This window comes from Streptomyces sirii (assembly GCF_045690365.1).
Taxonomy (GTDB): Bacteria; Actinomycetota; Actinomycetes; order Streptomycetales; family Streptomycetaceae; genus Streptomyces; species Streptomyces sirii.
On sequence record NZ_CP147982.1, the window covers coordinates 1,998,020 to 2,013,664 of the forward strand.

Here is a 15,645-nt window from a genome sequence, read left to right on the forward strand (position 1 = left end):
GTCTCGCGCGCTACCCGCGCCCGCCCGGGTGAGCCGCGAAAAGGCGGCGGGCCCCGCCCCGGCGAACCGCCGGAGCGGGGCCCGCCGCCCCACAGGTGAACTACGCGTCCAGCGCGCCTACTTCACCGGCGCCATCTTGTCGACGATGCCCGGGTGGTCGCCGATCCACTTCTCGACGCCCTCGTCCTCGTTGCCCTTGCCGGCGTCCTGGATCGCCTTCTCCAGGCTGCCGAGCTCGTCGGCGCTCATCTTCCAGTTCTTCAGCCAGCCGTGGAACTCCGGGAACTTCTTCGGGAAGCTCTTGTTGCCGACCGTCTTGATCTGGTTGTTGGCGCCCCAGGTGCCCTTGGGGTCGGCGAGCTTGGTCAGCTCGTACTTGCTGTACGCCCAGTGCGGCGACCACAGGACGACCGCGACGGGCTCCTTCTTCTGGTACGCCCGGTCCAGCTCGGCGAGCATCGCGCTGGTACCGGCCGAGGTGACCTCGAAGTCGTCCAGGCCGTAGGCCGGCGCGACGGTGTCCTTGAGGCGCTTCATCTCGCCGGTACCGGGCTCGATTCCGATGATCTTGCCCTTGAACTCGTCCTTGTGGGCACGCAGGTCGTCGAGGGTCTTGACGCCCTTGACGTAGGACGGCACCGCGATCTCCAGCGACGTCTTGTCGTACCAGGGCCCGACGTCGACGAGATCCTTCCGGTACTTGTCCCAGTACTGCTTCTGCGCGACCGGCAGCCAGGCGTCGGTCTCCACGTCGATCTGCCCCGTGGACAGCCCGGTCCACATCGGCCCGATGTCGAGGTTGCGGATGTTCGGCCGGTAGCCGCGCTTCTCCAGGACGTTCTTCCACAGGTAGGTGGTGGCGATGCCCTCGTCCCAGGCGGGGTAGCCGATGTTCGGCGCCTTGCCCGCGTCCCGGCCCTTGGCGTAGGTGGCCTTGCCGCCCGGCGCGACCTTGTCGACCAGGCCGGGGTTCTTCTTCAGCCAGGTGCGGACGCCGTCCTGCTCATGCCCCTCACCGGCGCTCTTGATGTCGTTCTCAAGGCTGGTGAGCTGCTTCTCGTCCAGGTGGAAGTGCTTCATCCACCGGGCGACCTCGGGCTCGTCCTTGGCGAAGCCCTTGCGGCCCAGCAGGTGCAGGCCGTCACCGGAGCCGAACGAGCCCTTGGGGTCCTTCAGCTTGGTGAGCGGGTACTTGTCGTACGCCCAGTGCGGCGACCACAGCGTGACCGCGATCGGCTTCTTCTGGCGGACGGAGCGGTCCAGCTCGCTGAGCATCGACGCGGTGCTGGACTCCTGGACCTTGTACTCGCCGCCCAGGCCGTAGTCCTTGAGGACCTTGTCCTTGAGGATCTTCATCTCGCCGGCGCCCGGCTCGATGCCGGTGATCTTGCCGCCGAACTCGCCGCCCTTGCCCTTGAGGTCGTCGAGGGTCTTGACGCCCTTGACGTACGACGGCACCGCGATCTCCAGCGACGTCTTGTCGTACCAGGTGCCGAGGTCCTCCAGCCGGTCGTGGTACTTCTTCCAGTACGAGGCGTGGGTGGTCGGCAGCCAGGCGTTGGTCTGGACGTCGACGTCACCGCGGGCCTGCCCGGCGAACAGCGGGCCGGCCTCCAGGGCCTGGACCTTGGGCTTGTAGCCGCGCTGCTCCAGGATCTCCTTCCACAGGTACGTGGTGGCCTTGCCCTCGTCCCAGTTGACGTAGCCGAGGCTGATCGGACGGCCGTTGCCGCCGCCCTGGCCGGCGCCCTTGCCGAACACGCCCATCCCGCCGGCGACCAGCGCGAGCACGACCACACCGACCATCGCCACGGACGTGGCGGGCCGCCACTGCAGGAACTTCATCCCGCCGAGCGCCGCCTGCGCCTTGGCCAGCGCCCGCCGACCGAGCGGGGAGACCCGCTGGTTGAGCGCGCCGGTCATCCGGTCCAGGTACATGGCGAGGATGACGACCGCGAGGCCCGCCTCGGCGCCCAGCGCCACATTGACCGAGCTGATCGCGTTGTAGACGGACGAGCCGAGTCCGCCGCCGCCGACCATGCCGGCGATGACGACCATGGACAGCGCCAGCATGATGACCTGGTTGATACCGGCCATGATCGTGGGCAGCGCCAGCGGCAGCTGCACACGGAAGAGCGTGCGCCGCGGGTGGGTGCCGAACGCCTCGGCGGCCTCGACCAGTTCCTCGTCGACCTGCCGGATGCCCAGCTCGGTCATCCGGACCGCGGGCGGCATGGAGAAGACGATGGTGGCGACGATGCCGGGGACCACACCGAGGCCGAAGAAGAGGATGCCGGGGATGAGGTAGACCATCGCCGGCATGGTCTGCATCAGGTCCAGGACCGGGCGCAGCGCACCGCCGACGACCCGGCTGCGGGCCGCCCAGATGCCGAGCGGCACGGCGACCACGACGGTGATCAGGCAGGCCACCAGCACCAGGGAGAGCGACTCGACGGTCGGGCCCCACTGCTCGATCGAGTCGATCAGCGCGAACCCGAGGAAGGTGAGCAGGGCGGCCGGCAGACCGCGCAGCCACCAGGCGAGCACCGCGAGGATGCCGGCCAGCAGCAGCGGTTCGGGCGCGGCCAGGACCGTGTGGATCCCGTCGTAGAGGCCGCCGAGGACCTTCGTGACGAGGGTGAAGAGCCAGTCGAGGTTGTCGCGCAGCCAGTTGACGGCGTCGTTGGCCCAGCTGCCTATCTGGATCCTAGGCACCGGCGATCACCTTGCCCTCGGCCTCGCTGTCCTCGGCCGCCGCCGCGGTCTTCGCCGTGGTCCGGGCGGGGACGGCCGGGGCCGCGTCGCGGCCCTCGCCGGACTCGCCGAGCACGGCCAGCAGCCGCTCGGCCGCCACGGCACCGACCAGGGCACCGTCGTCGCCGGTCACGGCGACGGGAACGGTGCTGGTGGAGCAGGGGGCGAACAGTTCGGCCAGCGGGGTGTCGACGCCGACGGTCGCGGGCGCGGCCGCCCGAAACTCCGCCTCGGTGGCGAGCGTGCGCCCGTCCGGGGCCGTGGTGCCCAGCACCGCGGCGGTCTCGGTCATGATCGCGCCGGCGGTCAGCACCCGGCTGCGGTCCACGTCCTGGATGAAGGACGCGACATAGTCGTTGGCGGGCCGGACGAGGATGTCCTCGGCGCTGCCGGTCTGGACGATCTGCCCGTCCCGCATCACCGCGATCTTGTCGCCGAGGCGCATCGCCTCGTTGAGGTCGTGGGTGATGAAGACGATGGTCTTCTTCAGGGTCTTCTGCAGCTCCAGCAGCTGGTCCTGCATATCGCGGCGGATCAGCGGGTCGAGCGCGCTGAAGGACTCGTCCATCAGCAGCAGGTCGGCGTCGGTGGCCAGCGCCCGGGCCAGGCCCACGCGCTGCTGCATACCGCCGGACAGCTCGTCGGGCCAGGACTTCTCCCAGCCCGCCAGCCCGGTCAGGGCCAGCGCCTCGGTGGCGCGCCGCTCGCGCTCGGCGCGCGGCACGCCCTGCACCTCCAGCCCGTAGGCGGCGTTCTCCAGCACGCTGCGGTGCGGGAAGAGCGCGAAGTGCTGGAAGACCATGGAGATCTTCTCGGAGCGGACCTTGCGCAGTGCCCGGTCGCTGAGCGAGGTGAGGTCCTGGCCGTCGAAGCGGACGGTTCCGGCGGTCGGCTCCAGCAGCCCGTTGAGCATGCGCAGCAGCGTCGACTTACCGGATCCGGACAGACCCATGACGACGAAGATCTGGCCCTCGTCCACCTCGATCGACGCGTCGATCACGGCGGCGGTGGTGCCTTCGGCCCGCAGCTCGTCCCGGCTCGCGCCGGCTTCGAGGGAGCGGACCGCGTCCTCGGGTCTTCTACCGAACACCTTGTACAGGTGCTCGGCTTGCAGCCTGGACACATAAACCTCTCTTGTCGCACGAGAAACGACCTGCCACCCCCGCTGGCAGGTCGTGGTGCGGGACGGGTTCGGCCCGCCTTTACCAGTGAACAGTTCGGATCTCCACCGGGTCCGCTCCGGGTGCGCGCCTGCCCGCCTTTATGCGGCTCAAACATGACGGTGTTCCAGATCACAACGATGCGACGTATGGGGCATACGGCATCATGCGGGGTGTGACTCGACGCCTGATGCTCCTCGACACCGCCTCTCTCTACTTCCGCGCCTATTTCGGGGTACCGGAATCGGTCAAAGCGCCGGACGGTACGCCGGTGAACGCGGTACGCGGCCTGCTGGACTTCATCGCCCGGCTCGTCCAGGACCACCACCCCGACGACCTGGTGGCCTGCATGGACTTCGACTGGCGCCCCCAGTGGCGGGTCGATCTGATCCCCACCTACAAGGCGCACCGGGTCGCCGAGGAGGCCCCGGCCGGGTCCGCGGAGCCCGACGAGGAGGAGGTCCCCGACACCCTCTCGCCGCAGGTCCCGATCATCGAGGACGTCCTGGACGCGCTCGGCATCGCCCGTATCGGCGCGGCCGGCTACGAGGCCGACGACGTCATCGGCACCCTGACCGCGCGGGCGAAGGGCCCGGTGGACATCGTCACCGGCGACCGCGACCTCTTCCAGCTCGTCGACGACCGGCGCGGGATCCGCGTGCTGTACCCCCTCAAGGGCGTCGGCACGCTCCAGCTCACCGACGAGGCGCTGCTGCGCGAGAAGTACGGCGTGGACGGCCCCGGCTACGCCGATCTGGCACTGCTGCGCGGCGACCCCAGCGACGGGCTGCCCGGCGTCCCGGGGGTCGGCGAGAAGACCGCCGCCAAACTGCTCGCCACCTACGGCGACCTCGCGGGCATCATGGCCGCCGCCGAGGACCCCACCTCGAAGGTGACCCCCGCCCAGCGCAAGCGCCTGCTGGAAGCGCGCCCGTACGTCGCCGTCGCCCCGAAGGTCGTCAAGGTGGCCTCCGACGTCGCCGTCCCCGACGTCGACCACGCCCTGCCCGCCGAACCGGCCGACCCCGAGCGGCTGGAAGCACTCGCCGCGCAGTGGGGCCTGGGCGGCGCCCTGCACCGTTTGCTCGTCACTCTCCACCGATGACCTGTTAGGTTAGGTATACCTAACAAGCATCGGATCAGGGGAGACCGCCGTGGCAGCAGAGCGCCCGTCCCGCAAGAAGCCCGCCGTGCACCGCGCCCGGGTACAGCGCACCGAGCGGCTCACCCCGCACATGGTCCGGGTGGTGCTGGGCGGTGAGGGGCTGGCGGAGTTCGCCGCGGGCGAGTTCTCCGACCACTACGTCAAGCTGCTCTTCCCGGTGCCCGGCGTGCACTACCCCGAGCCGTTCGACATCGCGCGGATCCGCGCCGAGTTCCCGCGCGACCGCTGGCCCCGGACCCGTACGTACACCGTGCGCGACTGGGACGGCGACGCCCGCGAGCTGACCGTGGACTTCGTGGTGCACGGCGACGAGGGCCTGGCCGGCCCCTGGGCCGCCGCCGCGCGGCCGGGCGAGGAGATCTTCCTGCTCGGCCCCGGCGGCGCCTACGCCCCCGAGCCCGGCGCCGCCTGGCATCTCCTCGCCGGCGACGAGAGCGCGCTGCCCGCCATCGCGGCGTCCCTGGCCCGGATGCCCGCGGGCGTACCGGTGCACGCCTTCATCGAGGTCGCCGGCCCGGAGGAGCGGCAGGACCTCGCCGCCCCGGCCGGCGCCGAGATCACCTGGCTCCACCGCGGCGGTGCCCCCGTCGGCCGCGAACTGGTCGCCGCCGTACGGGCGCTGGACTTCCCGTCCGGCGAGGTCCAGGCCTTCGTCCACGGCGAGGCCGGTTTCGTCAAGGAACTCCGCCGCCTGCTGCGCGTCGAGCGCGGCGTCCCCCGCGAGTCGCTCTCCATCTCCGGCTACTGGCGCGCCGGCCACGACGAGGACGGCTGGCAGGCCTCCAAGCGCGACTGGAACCAGCAGGTGGAGGCCGAGCAGGAGTCGCCCGCGGCGGCGGTCTGACCGGACGTCACCGGACGCCGCCGCCACGGTGCCCGGCTACTCCACGGAGATGTCCTCGTAGGTGAGGGTCACCGTCTCGGTGGCGGGCCCGGAGGCGGTCGCGTCCAGGTCCGGGCCCGTCCAGGACGACGCCCAGGCGTTGGCGAGATGGATCCGCCGGACCGGCTGCTTGGCGGCGTCGGACACGGTGATGGTGACGTTCTGCCGTGCACCGTCGAGGTCACCCTCCAGACCGGTCCTGATCCAGTCGGTGAACGCCGTGCTCTTGTCCATGCCACGGGTGAGCGTGACCTCGCCGGCCTGGCGGGCGCCCGGCTGCTTGCGCACGATCAGTTCGCCGGTCGGCGAGACCTGCCGCAATTCGACCACGTCCTGCCCCGTGGTCAGTCCGGAGACGTCCTGGAGGGTCTCGACCTGGAACTTGCCGAGTTCGATCGTGAAGGTGTGGCTGGTGAGAGCATCGCCGGTCAACATGGGCGGGTCCTCCTGCTGTTCGCGCGTGGGCGGCCGGGGACACCCCCGGCCGCCTGACCACCCTCACAACGACCGACGGCGGGGCAGGTAGCGCACCTCAGCCCTGACCCGGTCCCTGCTCATACTTGCGCGCCGACGCCTCCACATGCGCCAGCCGCCGCATCGCCATCAGGACCGCGTCCCCCAGCACCGTCCCCACCACGACGGTCTCCACCATGCCGTCGACCTCCGCGTTGCGGCCCACCCAGTCGAGATCGGCTGCCGCGACCCGTTCGCAGGCGTCGGCGTAGTCGTCGACGATCTCCTCGAACTCGCCGCGTCCGATGCCCTGGAACGTGGCGAGCGCGACGGCCAGTGCCTCGACCGCCGGATTCTCCAGTTCCACCCGCCAGCCGCGCCGGCGGATCAGCGCCACGACCTTGCCCCGCGCCTCCTCCATGCCGTCCGGGGTGGCGGTCGGCGGCGGGGTGATCGCCAGCTGCGCCGCGCCGAGCACCTTGTGCACCGACTCGCCGGGTGAGTCGACGGCGGCCAGCACCTCGCGGACGACCGAGACCGAGAGCCCGCCGACGTCCATCAGCCCGCGGATCAGCCGCAGCCTTCGCACATGGCCCTCGTCGTAACTGGCCTGGTTGGGGCTGGTCAGCCGGCCCGCGGGCAGCAGCCCCTCCCGCACGTAGTACTTGATCGTCGGGACCGCGACGCCCGTCGCGCGACTCAACTCCCCGATGCGCATGCCGCCCTTTCCCGCGCCCGGTCACCGCCCGGCGCTCCTTGCCTCCCGGGGCGCCCCGCCCGCTCCCGGCCTTGCCAATCCGGCCTCCATCATAGATAGTCCAGCTATCAGATAGCGGTAAGCACCACTATCCATTCTTCGGTTCAGGGGGACCCGTATGTCCAGATATCGTTCGCTGCTCGCCTTCTCCTGGGCGATGGCCGCGCTCGCGGTGGTCGCGGCGGTCGGCCTGATCGTCGACGACCGGGTCCTGGTCGGGGCGCCGATCTGGTTCAAGCCGCTGAAGTTCGCGGTGTCGTTCGTGGCCTACGGGCTGACGCTCGCCTGGATGCTGTCCCGGCGCCCGACGCGAGGCCGGGCCGGTCAGTGGGCCGCACACACCGTCGTGGTCGCCGGGACCATCGAGATGGCGATCATCACCGGCCAGGCGATCCGCGGCCGGCGCAGCCACTTCAACATCGAAACCCCCCTGGACCAGGGCCTGTTCGTGGTCATGGGCCTGACCATCGTGGTCCTGTGGACGGCCACCCTCGTCATCGCGCTGCTGCTCTTCCGGGCCCGCCTGGGCGACCGCGCCGCGACCTGGGCGATCCGGCTCGGTCTGCTCATCGCGCTGGCCGGGCTGCTGCTCGGCGGGCTGATGCTGGCGCCCACCCCGCAGCAACAGGCCGCGGGCCAGCTGACCACCGTCGTCGGCGCACACAGCGTCGGCGTCCCCGACGGCGGCCCGGCCATGCCGCTGACCGGCTGGAACACCACCGGCGGCGATCTGCGCATCCCGCACTTCGTCGGTATGCACGCCCTCCAGGCGCTGCCGCTGTTCCTGTACGGGATCGAGGCGCTGTCCGGCCGGTTCGCCCGGCTCCGGCACGAGCGGGTGCGGCTGCGGCTGGTGCTGGTCGCGGCCGGCTTCCTCACCGCGCTGCTGGCGCTGGTGACCTGGCAGGCACTGCGCGGCCAGGCACTGATCCATCCGGACGGGGCGACGCTGAGCGCGCTGGGCGCCATCGGGGCGGCCACCGCGATCGGGGCGTACGCGGCACTGCGGCGGCCCGCGGACGCCCACACCCAGGACGACCGCGCCGTGGAATCCGCCACCCTCGCACCGGAGCCGACCGCATGAGCGACCGCACCCTCTTCGACCTGGCCTTCCTCCTCGCCGCGCCGTTCTGGGCGCTGCTGGTCCTGGCCCCCGGATGGCGCTGGACCGACCGGATCGCCGCCTCGCCGCTGCCGATGGTGCCGGTCCTCGCGGTCTACCTCGCCCTGGCCGTCCCGGTCTTCCCGCAGCTGTGGGCCGCCGTCAGCCAACCCGACCTCGCGGGGTTCCAGGAGTTGCTGCGGCTGGGCGGCGGCGCCGGTGCGATCTGGGCGCAGGTGATCGCCTGGGACCTGTTCCTGGGGCAGTGGATGTACCGCGAGGCCCGTGCGCTGGGCATCCATCCGCTGGTGATGGGGCCGCTGCTGGTGCTGACCGTGCTGCTCTCCCCCATCGGCGTACTGCTCTTCCTCGGCCTGCGCGCGGCCGTCCGCCTCCGCGGGCGCCGCGCCGACGGCGAGCGGCACCCCTCGACCCACCGACGACTTTCCACTCCTTGACCACAAAGTGCTGCGCGCCGGGCGTCACCGACACGATGACGCCCGGCGGCCGGCTGCGCGTCGTACCGCCCGGCACGGACCCGCTGGACACGGTCCGCCGCGACTCGACCGCAGCAACAGGACACCTGGGCCTGGGGTCTGTCCGATGGGTCAGACCCCCCTAGGCCGTCTCTTTCGGATCTTGCCGGTTAAGCCCGTGGCGTCTGGCGCGGTGCATCGCAAGGCGGAGGGTCGCCCGCGTACTGGACGTACTCGGGCGACCCGACAACGATGGGGGTCCCCCCGCGCCGTTCAGGCGTGGGGGAGAGGTGCCGTGTCAGACGCCACGGGTCAGGCAAGATCCGGAAGAGACGGCCTAGTCGTGGTGGAAGACCTCCCGCATCGGCGTCCACCACTCCCCCGGCACCGCACCCTCCGTCTGCTCCTGGCAGGGGTCGGTCAGCCGCCACCACCGCTGGGTCACGGGGTCGGCGGCCATCTTGGCCATGTCGGCCTCGTAGTCCTCGCCGGTGTACTCGAAGTACGAGAACAGGGTCTCGCCCTCAAGGAAGATCGAGTAGTTGCGGAGATGGCAGGCGGTGATCGTCGCCAGCACCTCCGGCCAGGCCTCCGCGTGCAGCCGCAGATACTCCTCGCGGTGCTCCGGCCGCAGCCTGATGAGCTTTCCGAAGCGCCGCACCGGGGCCCGGCCCCCACCGCTCGTCGCAGTCATGCGCGCATCCTGCCCCAACCTCAGTGCCCGCGGCACCCGTTGGCCGGCCGATGCCCCGCCTCCGACCTTCGCCGCGCGGCGGCGCCGCGTCCCCGGCGTACGGGGACGCGGCGCCGCCGCAGTGCCGGGGCCGGGCCTGGCCGGTCAGCCCACGGACGAGTACGCCACCACGCCCCGCAGCACACCGTCCATCGCCCGGCGGGCCGTCCGCGCCACCGAGCCCTCGGGCGGGGCGGCCGCCGCTATCTGGCCGAGGACGTCGACCAGCTGCTTGCACCAGCGGACGAAGTCGCCGGCCGGCATCTCGGCCTCGCGGAGCACCTCGTCGAGGCCGAAGCCGGACGTCCAGCGGTACGCCGCCCAGGCGAAGCCGAGGTCCGGCTCGCGCTGACCGACGCCCTCCGCCTGGCTGATCTTGTGGTCCTCCTCCAGGGCGTCCAGCCGACCCCAGATCCGGACCATCTCGCCCAGGGCGTCCCGGGCCTTGCCGGACGGCAACTTGGGCGCCGCCGCGTCGTCCGCCTGGCGCGCCTCGTACACCAGCGCCGAGGCACAGGCCGCCAGCTCCGCCGGGCCGAGTCCCTCCCAGACGCCCTCGCGCAGGCACTCGCTCGCCAGCAGATCCAGCTCGCCGTAGAGCCGGGCCAGCCGTCGTCCCTCGTCGGTGACCGTGTCGCCTTCGAGGTAGTCCAGCTCGGTCAGCAGCGCGCAGATCCGGTCGAAGGTGCGGGCGATGGTGTTCGTCCGGCCCTCGATCCGGCGCTCCAACTGCCGGGTGTCGCGCAGCAGTCGGTGGTAGCGCTCCGCCCAGCGGGCGTGGTCCTCGCGCTCGTCGCAGCCATGGCAGGGGTGCGCGCGCAGGGCCGTACGGAGCCGGGCGATCTCGCGGTCGTCGGCCGCCTCCGAACGGGCCCGGCGATGCCGCGACGGCACGATATGGCCCGCCCTCGTCCGCAGCGCGGACGCCAGATCGCGGCGCGACTGCGGGCTGCGGGCGTTGAACGACTTGGGGATCCGCATCCGGTCCAACGCCTCGACCGGCACCGGGAAGTCCATCGAGGCCAGCCGCTTGACCTGCCGCTCGGCGGTCAGCACCAGCGGCCGGGGGCCGTCCTGGGCGTCGTAGCCGCGGTGGCCGTTCGTCCGCCCCGAGGGCATACCGGGGTCCAGGACCAGCGCCAGGCCCGCGTACTTCCCGGTGGGCACATGGATGACATCGCCGGGCTTGAGCTTCTCCAGGGCGGCCGCGGCCGCCACCCGGCGCTGCGCCGCGCCCTGCTTGGCCAGCTCCGTCTCCCGGTCCTTCAGCTCCCGCCGCAGCCGGGAGTACTCCTCGAAGTCCCCGAGATGGCAGGTCATCGAGCCGCGGTAGCCGGTCAGCCCCTCCTCGTTCTTCTGCACCTGGCGCGATATCCCGACCACCGACTTGTCGGCCTGGAACTGCGCGAAGGACATCTCCAGCAGCTCCCGCGAGCGGTGCCGGCCGAACTGGGAGACGAGGTTGACCGCCATGTTGTACGACGGCTTGAAGGAGGAGCGCAGCGGATACGTACGCGTCCCGGCGAGGCCGGCCAGCGCACCGGGGTTCATCCCCCGCTGCCACAGCACCACCGCATGGCCCTCGACGTCGATACCGCGGCGACCGGCCCGGCCGGTCAGCTGGGTGTACTCGCCGGGGGTGATGTCGGCGTGCTGCTCGCCGTTCCACTTCACGAGCTTTTCCAACACCACCGACCGCGCGGGCATGTTGATGCCCAGGGCCAGCGTCTCGGTGGCGAAGACGGCCTTGACCAGGCCCTTGACGAACAGCTCCTCGACGACCTCCTTGAAGGTCGGCAGCATGCCGGCGTGGTGCGCCGCGATGCCCCGTTCCAGGCCCTCCAACCACTCGTAGTAGCCCAGCACATGGAGATCGGTGTCCGGGATCCCGGCCGTCCGCGCCTCCACTATGCGGCGGACCTCCTCACGGCCCTCCTGGTCGTTGAGCCGCAGGCCCGAATAGAGGCACTGCTGGACGGCGGCCTCACAGCCGGCCCGGCTGAAGATGAAGGTGATCGCGGGCAGCAGGCCCTCGTTGTCCAGGCGGTCGATGACCTCGGGCCGGCTCGGCGTCCAGATCCGGGCGCGCTGGCGCCGCTCCCGCTCGCGGTCCGCCTCGCGCAGATTGCGGCCCCGGCGCTTGTCCCGGCCGAAGGTCGGCCGGCTGTTCTCCATCCGCGCCAGCCGCTCCAGGTCGGGGTTGACCTCGCGGCGGCCGCCGCCGCTCCGGCCGTCCCGCTCCTCGAACAGGTCGTAGATCCGGCGGCCGGCCAGGACGTGCTGCCACAGCGGCACCGGGCGGTGCTCGGAGACGATCACGGCGGTGTCGCCGCGGACCGTGTCCAGCCAGTCGCCGAACTCCTCGGCGTTGGAGACCGTCGCCGACAGTGACACCAGCGTCACCGACTCGGGGAGATGGATGATCACCTCTTCCCATACGGCGCCGCGGAAGCGGTCGGAGAGGTAGTGCACCTCGTCCATGACCACATGGCCGAGGCCGACCAGCGACTGGGAGCCGGAGTACAGCATGTTCCGCAGCACTTCGGTGGTCATCACGATCACCGGCGCCTCGGAGTTGACGCTGTTGTCGCCGGTCAGCAGACCGACCTTGTCCGCGCCGTAACGCTTGACCAGATCCTGGTACTTCTGGTTGGACAGGGCCTTGATGGGCGTGGTGTAGAAGCATTTGCGGCCCTGCTCCAGGGCCAGGTGGACGGCGAATTCGCCGACGATCGTCTTGCCGGACCCGGTGGGGGCCGCGACGAGCACACCTTTGCCGGCCTCCAGGGCCTGGCATGCCTCGACCTGGAACGGATCCAGATCGAAGTCGTACATCTCTCGGAACGGGGCGAGTGCGGTGGCCTGCTCGGCCGCCCGGAGCTTGGCGGCGGCATAGCGCTCAGCAGGGGACATGTCCTCGGTCATCGTGCCTACGAGACTACCGGCCACCTCTGACAACGACCCGATCTTTATGGGCGGCCTTTACCGAGCGGGCGTCCGACCCGGCCCCGCACAGCGCGACGGCCCCGGCTCGTCGAGCACGGGGCCGTCACGGCACGTCGTGAACCGCTACGTCACGTCGTCGTAGCCGCCGCGGCGCGGCGCGTCGCCGTCGCCCGCGTCCCCGCTCGCCTGCTCCGGGAGCATCCGCCCGGACGACACCGACTCGATCTCGCCGACCCGCTCGGGCGTCAGGTCCAGCTCGGAGGCCTCGTCGTCGCTCAGCCCCGCGTCCGGGTTGCCCAGCTTGCGACGACGGTCGTTGAACAGGCAGATGCCGACGGCGCCGAAGTACAGCACCACGATCGGGGCGGCCAGCAGCCCCATGGTCAGCGGGTCACCGGTCGGCGTGGCCAGCGCCGCGAAGATCGTGATGCCCAGCACCATGAACCGCCACCAGCTCATGATCCGGTGGCCGGTGAGCACCCCGCCGAAGTTGAGCAGTACCAGCACCAGCGGCAGTTCGAAGGCGAGGCCGAAGACCAGCACCATACGCGTGACGATGTCGAAGAACTCATCGGCCGGAAACTGGTTGGCCCAGTCGCTGGGCGTCAGTCCGACCAGCGCACCCGCAGTCGTGGGCAGCACCGCGTAGGCCAGGTACGCACCGCCGAGGAACAGCGGCACACCGGCGGCGACGAAGCTCAGCGCGTACTTCTTCTCGTGCTTGTGCAGCCCCGGCGCGAGGAACGCCCACAGCTGGTAGAGCCACACCGGGCTGGCGAGGACCACGCCGGTGGTGAGGGAGAGCTTGAGCATGATCGTGAACGGTGCCAGCAGACCGTTCGCGGTGACGACGACACACGGATGGTCCCGCGGCGCGGCCGCCGTGGTGCCCTTGGGGCAGCCCACCGTGTCGATCACCGGGCCCGTGATGAAGTGAGCGATCCACTCGTACTGCCACATCGCAACGGCGGTGACCACACCCATCGCCAGCACCGACTTCAGCAGCCTGTTACGCAGCTCACGCAGGTGCGCCGCGAGCGGCATCCGCCCCTCGGGGTCCTTCTCCTGCTTGCGGGCAGACTTGAGCAACCCACTTCCTCGTCTCGTGCATCAGCCGTGACCGACCCCGGGCCGGTGCGACTGGATCGGTTCGGTCAGCTCTGCTTGGTGGTGTTCGGCTCGGCCACGGGGCGCGAGCTGCTCACATCACCGGGAGCCGCCTGGATCGTACGAGGGGCCGACTGGGCGGCCTCGGAGGAAGCCTCGGACGTCGTACCGGTGGTGGCACCGCCCTCCGCCTCGCCGTCCTTCTTCATCGCCTTGGCCTCGCTCTTGAGGATGCGAGCGGACTTGCCGAGCGAACGCGCCATGTCCGGCAGCTTCTTCGCGCCGAACAGCAGCACAATGACAACGAGGATCAGAATGATCTCGGGGGCCCTCAGGTTGCTGAGCATGTGCGACTACCTTCTCGCCGGGGCGGCGTCTGCTGGTTGCCTGCCGATGGGTCGGACTGGCGTGCTGGTGCTGCATCGATCGTAACGTTCGGTGGTGAACGCCGGGCAATCCCCTTGCATACTCCCGATTGCCCCGACCGCCGCGCTGTCTGAACCGCGGATCAGCCTACCTCTCCACCCCCCGTCGGCAGCAGAGCGCCGACGCCTGCGGCGACGTCCCGGCCGCCGACCGGCGCAGAAGACGCCCGGCGGTCAGTCCCGGCCGGTCTCGTACATCCGGGACGCGAGCGGGGTGGCAGCCCGCTCCAGGTCCTGGGCGGCCCGCTGGATCCGCTCCGATGACGCACCCACCTGGCGGGCCAGCCGCCGCACCTCGACGAAGACGCGGACGGCGAGGACGCCGAGCACGGCGATCCCGACGAAGCCGAGGGCGATAGCGATCATGGGCCAGAGCATGGAGCGAGCCTATCGGTCAGCCGATGTGCAGCCGCAGCGTGCGCACCCCGCCGTCGGTGAGCAGCTCCACGATCCGCTCGCCGGCCGGTTTGCGCACCGCCCGGCCGCAGTCGGGGCAGGTGAAGGAGTAGAAGGTGGTGCGGCTGCTGGCGCCGATCGCCAGCCGGAAGGCGTCCGAGGCCAGCTCGAAGCGGCCCCGGCAGTCCGGGCAGGCCGCCTTGAAGAGCACCGGAGCGGTTGCGCCCGCCATCATGGTCGTCATCCTTCGCTGCCTCCTCCTTCTCCCTGCCGTGCACGCCGTCCGCGGTGAGCCTGGCGCCCCGGGCGATACCGGCGCGCCGCGCGCTCACTCGCCGTACGCCGCGAGGGCCTGGTCCGCCGCGCGTCGCGCGCTGTCCGCGAGCGCCTTCGGCGCCACGATCCGGCCGTCCCGGCCCAGCCGCAGCGCCAGCCGCCGCAGCGAGGCCGGGTCGGGGGTGCGCAGGGTGATGCGCAGCCCGCCGTCGGGGAGCTCCTCGGCGCTGTCGTGCGGGTAGTACTCGGCGACCCAGCGGCCGCCGGGGCCGACCTCGATGGACACCTCGGGATCCTCGGCGGCCGGCTGCACCAGGCCCTCGGAGAGGTCGCGCAGTTCCACCGGCGGCGGATCGGCGGGCGCGTCGAGCAGCTTGATCTCGGCGACCCGGTCGAGCCGGAAGGTGCGCCGGGCCTCGGAGAGCCGGCACCAGGCCTCCATGTACGTGTGGCCGACCGCGAAGAGCCGGATCGGGTCCACCTCGCGTTCGGTCAGCTCGTCGCGGGCCGGGGAGTAATAGCGCAGCCACAGCCGGCGCCGCTCGGCGATGGCGCGGTCGACGTCGGCGAAGACCCCGCCCTCGGACTCGAAGGTCACCGAGAGCCGGGAGCTGGCGCCGGCCGCCTCGCCGGCCGCCGCCTCCAGCTTGGCGGTGGCACGCAGCAGCGCCTGCCGGTCGCCCTCGCGCAGTCCGGGCAGAGTCGCCACCGCGCGGGCCGCGACCAGCAGGGCGGTCGCCTCGTCGGCGGCCAGCCGCAGCGGCTCGGCGACATCGTCGGGGTTGTGCCACCAGATGCGGTCGCCGTCGGTGTCGATGTCCAACAGGTCGCCGCCGCGGAAGCTCGTACCGCACATCGGCAGTACGTCGAGGTCGGCGATCAGCTCGTCCTCGGTGATGCCGAAGGCCCGGGCGACGTCGCCGACGCGGGCGCCGGGGCGCTCGCGCAGATACGTCACCAGCGACAGCATCCGGCGGGTCTGGTCGATCGCGTTCGTAGCCATGGAGTCTTT

At 71.2% G+C, this 15,645-nt stretch carries 15 protein-coding genes; 4 read left to right on the forward strand and 11 right to left on the reverse strand.

The window, feature by feature from the left end; all coding sequences use genetic code 11:
- Positions 1–117: 117 nt before the first annotated feature.
- Both WAB15_RS09105 and WAB15_RS09110 read right to left on the reverse strand, forming a co-directional pair.
- Positions 118–2,715 (reverse strand): ABC transporter permease/substrate binding protein, encoded by a 2,598-nt coding sequence (locus tag WAB15_RS09105; RefSeq protein ID WP_407285912.1) that lies wholly within the window; start codon positions 2,713–2,715, stop codon positions 118–120.
- Positions 2,708–3,877 carry a glycine betaine/L-proline ABC transporter ATP-binding protein gene (locus WAB15_RS09110; RefSeq protein WP_407285913.1) on the reverse strand — a complete coding sequence of 390 codons (1,170 nt, stop codon included), beginning with the start codon at positions 3,875–3,877 and terminating at the stop codon, positions 2,708–2,710. Before WAB15_RS09110 ends, WAB15_RS09105 begins: the two co-directional genes overlap by 8 nt.
- A gap of 227 nt (positions 3,878–4,104) precedes the next feature.
- On the opposite strand from WAB15_RS09110, the gene WAB15_RS09115 reads away from it, so the two are divergent.
- Together WAB15_RS09115 and WAB15_RS09120 are read left to right on the forward strand one after the other, a co-directional pair.
- On the forward strand, positions 4,105–5,019 hold the full coding sequence (locus tag WAB15_RS09115) for a 5'-3' exonuclease H3TH domain-containing protein (protein ID WP_407289193.1): 915 nt from the start codon (positions 4,105–4,107) through the stop codon (positions 5,017–5,019).
- 49 nt (positions 5,020–5,068) lie between these two features.
- Complete coding sequence (locus WAB15_RS09120; protein ID WP_407285914.1) at positions 5,069–5,923, forward strand: siderophore-interacting protein; 855 nt, start codon at positions 5,069–5,071, stop codon at positions 5,921–5,923.
- A gap of 36 nt (positions 5,924–5,959) precedes the next feature.
- On the opposite strand, the gene WAB15_RS09125 is transcribed toward WAB15_RS09120, so the two are convergent.
- Entirely contained in the window at positions 5,960–6,397 is a 438-nt protein-coding gene (locus tag WAB15_RS09125) for a phage tail protein (protein WP_407285915.1), read from the reverse strand.
- A gap of 97 nt (positions 6,398–6,494) precedes the next feature.
- Complete coding sequence (locus tag WAB15_RS09130; protein ID WP_407285916.1) at positions 6,495–7,133, reverse strand: MerR family transcriptional regulator; 639 nt, start codon at positions 7,131–7,133, stop codon at positions 6,495–6,497.
- Positions 7,134–7,329: 196 nt separating this feature from the next.
- Between WAB15_RS09130 and WAB15_RS09135 the strand changes: the two genes are divergently transcribed.
- Together WAB15_RS09135 and WAB15_RS09140 are read left to right on the forward strand one after the other, a co-directional pair.
- Positions 7,330–8,256 (forward strand): hypothetical protein, encoded by a 927-nt coding sequence (locus tag WAB15_RS09135; RefSeq protein ID WP_407289194.1) that lies wholly within the window; start codon positions 7,330–7,332, stop codon positions 8,254–8,256.
- Positions 8,253–8,732: an ABA4-like family protein gene (locus tag WAB15_RS09140; protein WP_407285917.1), complete on the forward strand. Its 480-nt coding sequence runs from the start codon at positions 8,253–8,255 to the stop codon at positions 8,730–8,732. Before WAB15_RS09135 ends, WAB15_RS09140 begins: the two co-directional genes overlap by 4 nt.
- Positions 8,733–9,087: 355 nt before the next feature.
- On the opposite strand, the gene WAB15_RS09145 is transcribed toward WAB15_RS09140, so the two are convergent.
- The 7 genes from WAB15_RS09145 to WAB15_RS09175 all read right to left on the reverse strand — a co-directional run bounded on the left by WAB15_RS09145 (position 9,088) and on the right by WAB15_RS09175 (position 15,636).
- A complete protein-coding gene (locus tag WAB15_RS09145) occupies positions 9,088–9,444 on the reverse strand; it encodes an L-rhamnose mutarotase (RefSeq protein ID WP_399144294.1) in 357 nt (118 codons plus the stop codon).
- A 144-nt stretch (positions 9,445–9,588) separates the two neighbouring features.
- Positions 9,589–12,408 (reverse strand): DEAD/DEAH box helicase, encoded by a 2,820-nt coding sequence (locus WAB15_RS09150; protein ID WP_407285918.1) that lies wholly within the window; start codon positions 12,406–12,408, stop codon positions 9,589–9,591.
- A gap of 144 nt (positions 12,409–12,552) precedes the next feature.
- The gene (gene tatC, locus WAB15_RS09155; protein ID WP_399144296.1) at positions 12,553–13,518 is read right to left on the reverse strand and encodes a twin-arginine translocase subunit TatC; all 966 of its coding nucleotides are present in this window, start codon (positions 13,516–13,518) and stop codon (positions 12,553–12,555) included.
- A gap of 65 nt (positions 13,519–13,583) precedes the next feature.
- The gene (gene tatA / locus WAB15_RS09160) at positions 13,584–13,883 is read right to left on the reverse strand and encodes a Sec-independent protein translocase subunit TatA (protein WP_393488192.1); all 300 of its coding nucleotides are present in this window, start codon (positions 13,881–13,883) and stop codon (positions 13,584–13,586) included.
- A gap of 252 nt (positions 13,884–14,135) precedes the next feature.
- On the reverse strand, positions 14,136–14,339 hold the full coding sequence (locus tag WAB15_RS09165; protein ID WP_399144297.1) for a hypothetical protein: 204 nt from the start codon (positions 14,337–14,339) through the stop codon (positions 14,136–14,138).
- A 16-nt stretch (positions 14,340–14,355) separates the two neighbouring features.
- Positions 14,356–14,601: a hypothetical protein gene (locus WAB15_RS09170; RefSeq protein ID WP_393488195.1), complete on the reverse strand. Its 246-nt coding sequence runs from the start codon at positions 14,599–14,601 to the stop codon at positions 14,356–14,358.
- 84 nt (positions 14,602–14,685) lie between these two features.
- Positions 14,686–15,636: a helix-turn-helix transcriptional regulator gene (locus WAB15_RS09175; RefSeq protein ID WP_399144298.1), complete on the reverse strand. Its 951-nt coding sequence runs from the start codon at positions 15,634–15,636 to the stop codon at positions 14,686–14,688.
- Between the last annotated feature and the right edge of the window lie 9 nt (positions 15,637–15,645).

Excerpts from the sequence above, each read along its gene's own strand:
- WAB15_RS09115 (WP_407289193.1), top strand. The coding sequence starts at position 4,105 with ATGCTCCTCGACACCGCCTCTCTCTACTTCCGCGCCTATTTCGGGGTA.
- WAB15_RS09150 (WP_407285918.1), bottom strand. The coding sequence starts at position 12,408 with ATGACCGAGGACATGTCCCCTGCTGAGCGCTATGCCGCCGCCAAGCTC.
- WAB15_RS09125 (WP_407285915.1), bottom strand. The coding sequence starts at position 6,397 with ATGTTGACCGGCGATGCTCTCACCAGCCACACCTTCACGATCGAACTC.
- WAB15_RS09170 (WP_393488195.1), bottom strand. The coding sequence starts at position 14,601 with ATGACGACCATGATGGCGGGCGCAACCGCTCCGGTGCTCTTCAAGGCG.
- WAB15_RS09165 (WP_399144297.1), bottom strand. The coding sequence starts at position 14,339 with ATGCTCTGGCCCATGATCGCTATCGCCCTCGGCTTCGTCGGGATCGCC.
- WAB15_RS09135 (WP_407289194.1), top strand. The coding sequence starts at position 7,330 with ATGGCCGCGCTCGCGGTGGTCGCGGCGGTCGGCCTGATCGTCGACGAC.
- WAB15_RS09140 (WP_407285917.1), top strand. The coding sequence starts at position 8,253 with ATGAGCGACCGCACCCTCTTCGACCTGGCCTTCCTCCTCGCCGCGCCG.
- WAB15_RS09145 (WP_399144294.1), bottom strand. The coding sequence starts at position 9,444 with ATGACTGCGACGAGCGGTGGGGGCCGGGCCCCGGTGCGGCGCTTCGGA.
- tatA (WP_393488192.1), bottom strand. The coding sequence starts at position 13,883 with ATGCTCAGCAACCTGAGGGCCCCCGAGATCATTCTGATCCTCGTTGTC.
- WAB15_RS09130 (WP_407285916.1), bottom strand. The coding sequence starts at position 7,133 with ATGCGCATCGGGGAGTTGAGTCGCGCGACGGGCGTCGCGGTCCCGACG.
- WAB15_RS09175 (WP_399144298.1), bottom strand. The coding sequence starts at position 15,636 with ATGGCTACGAACGCGATCGACCAGACCCGCCGGATGCTGTCGCTGGTG.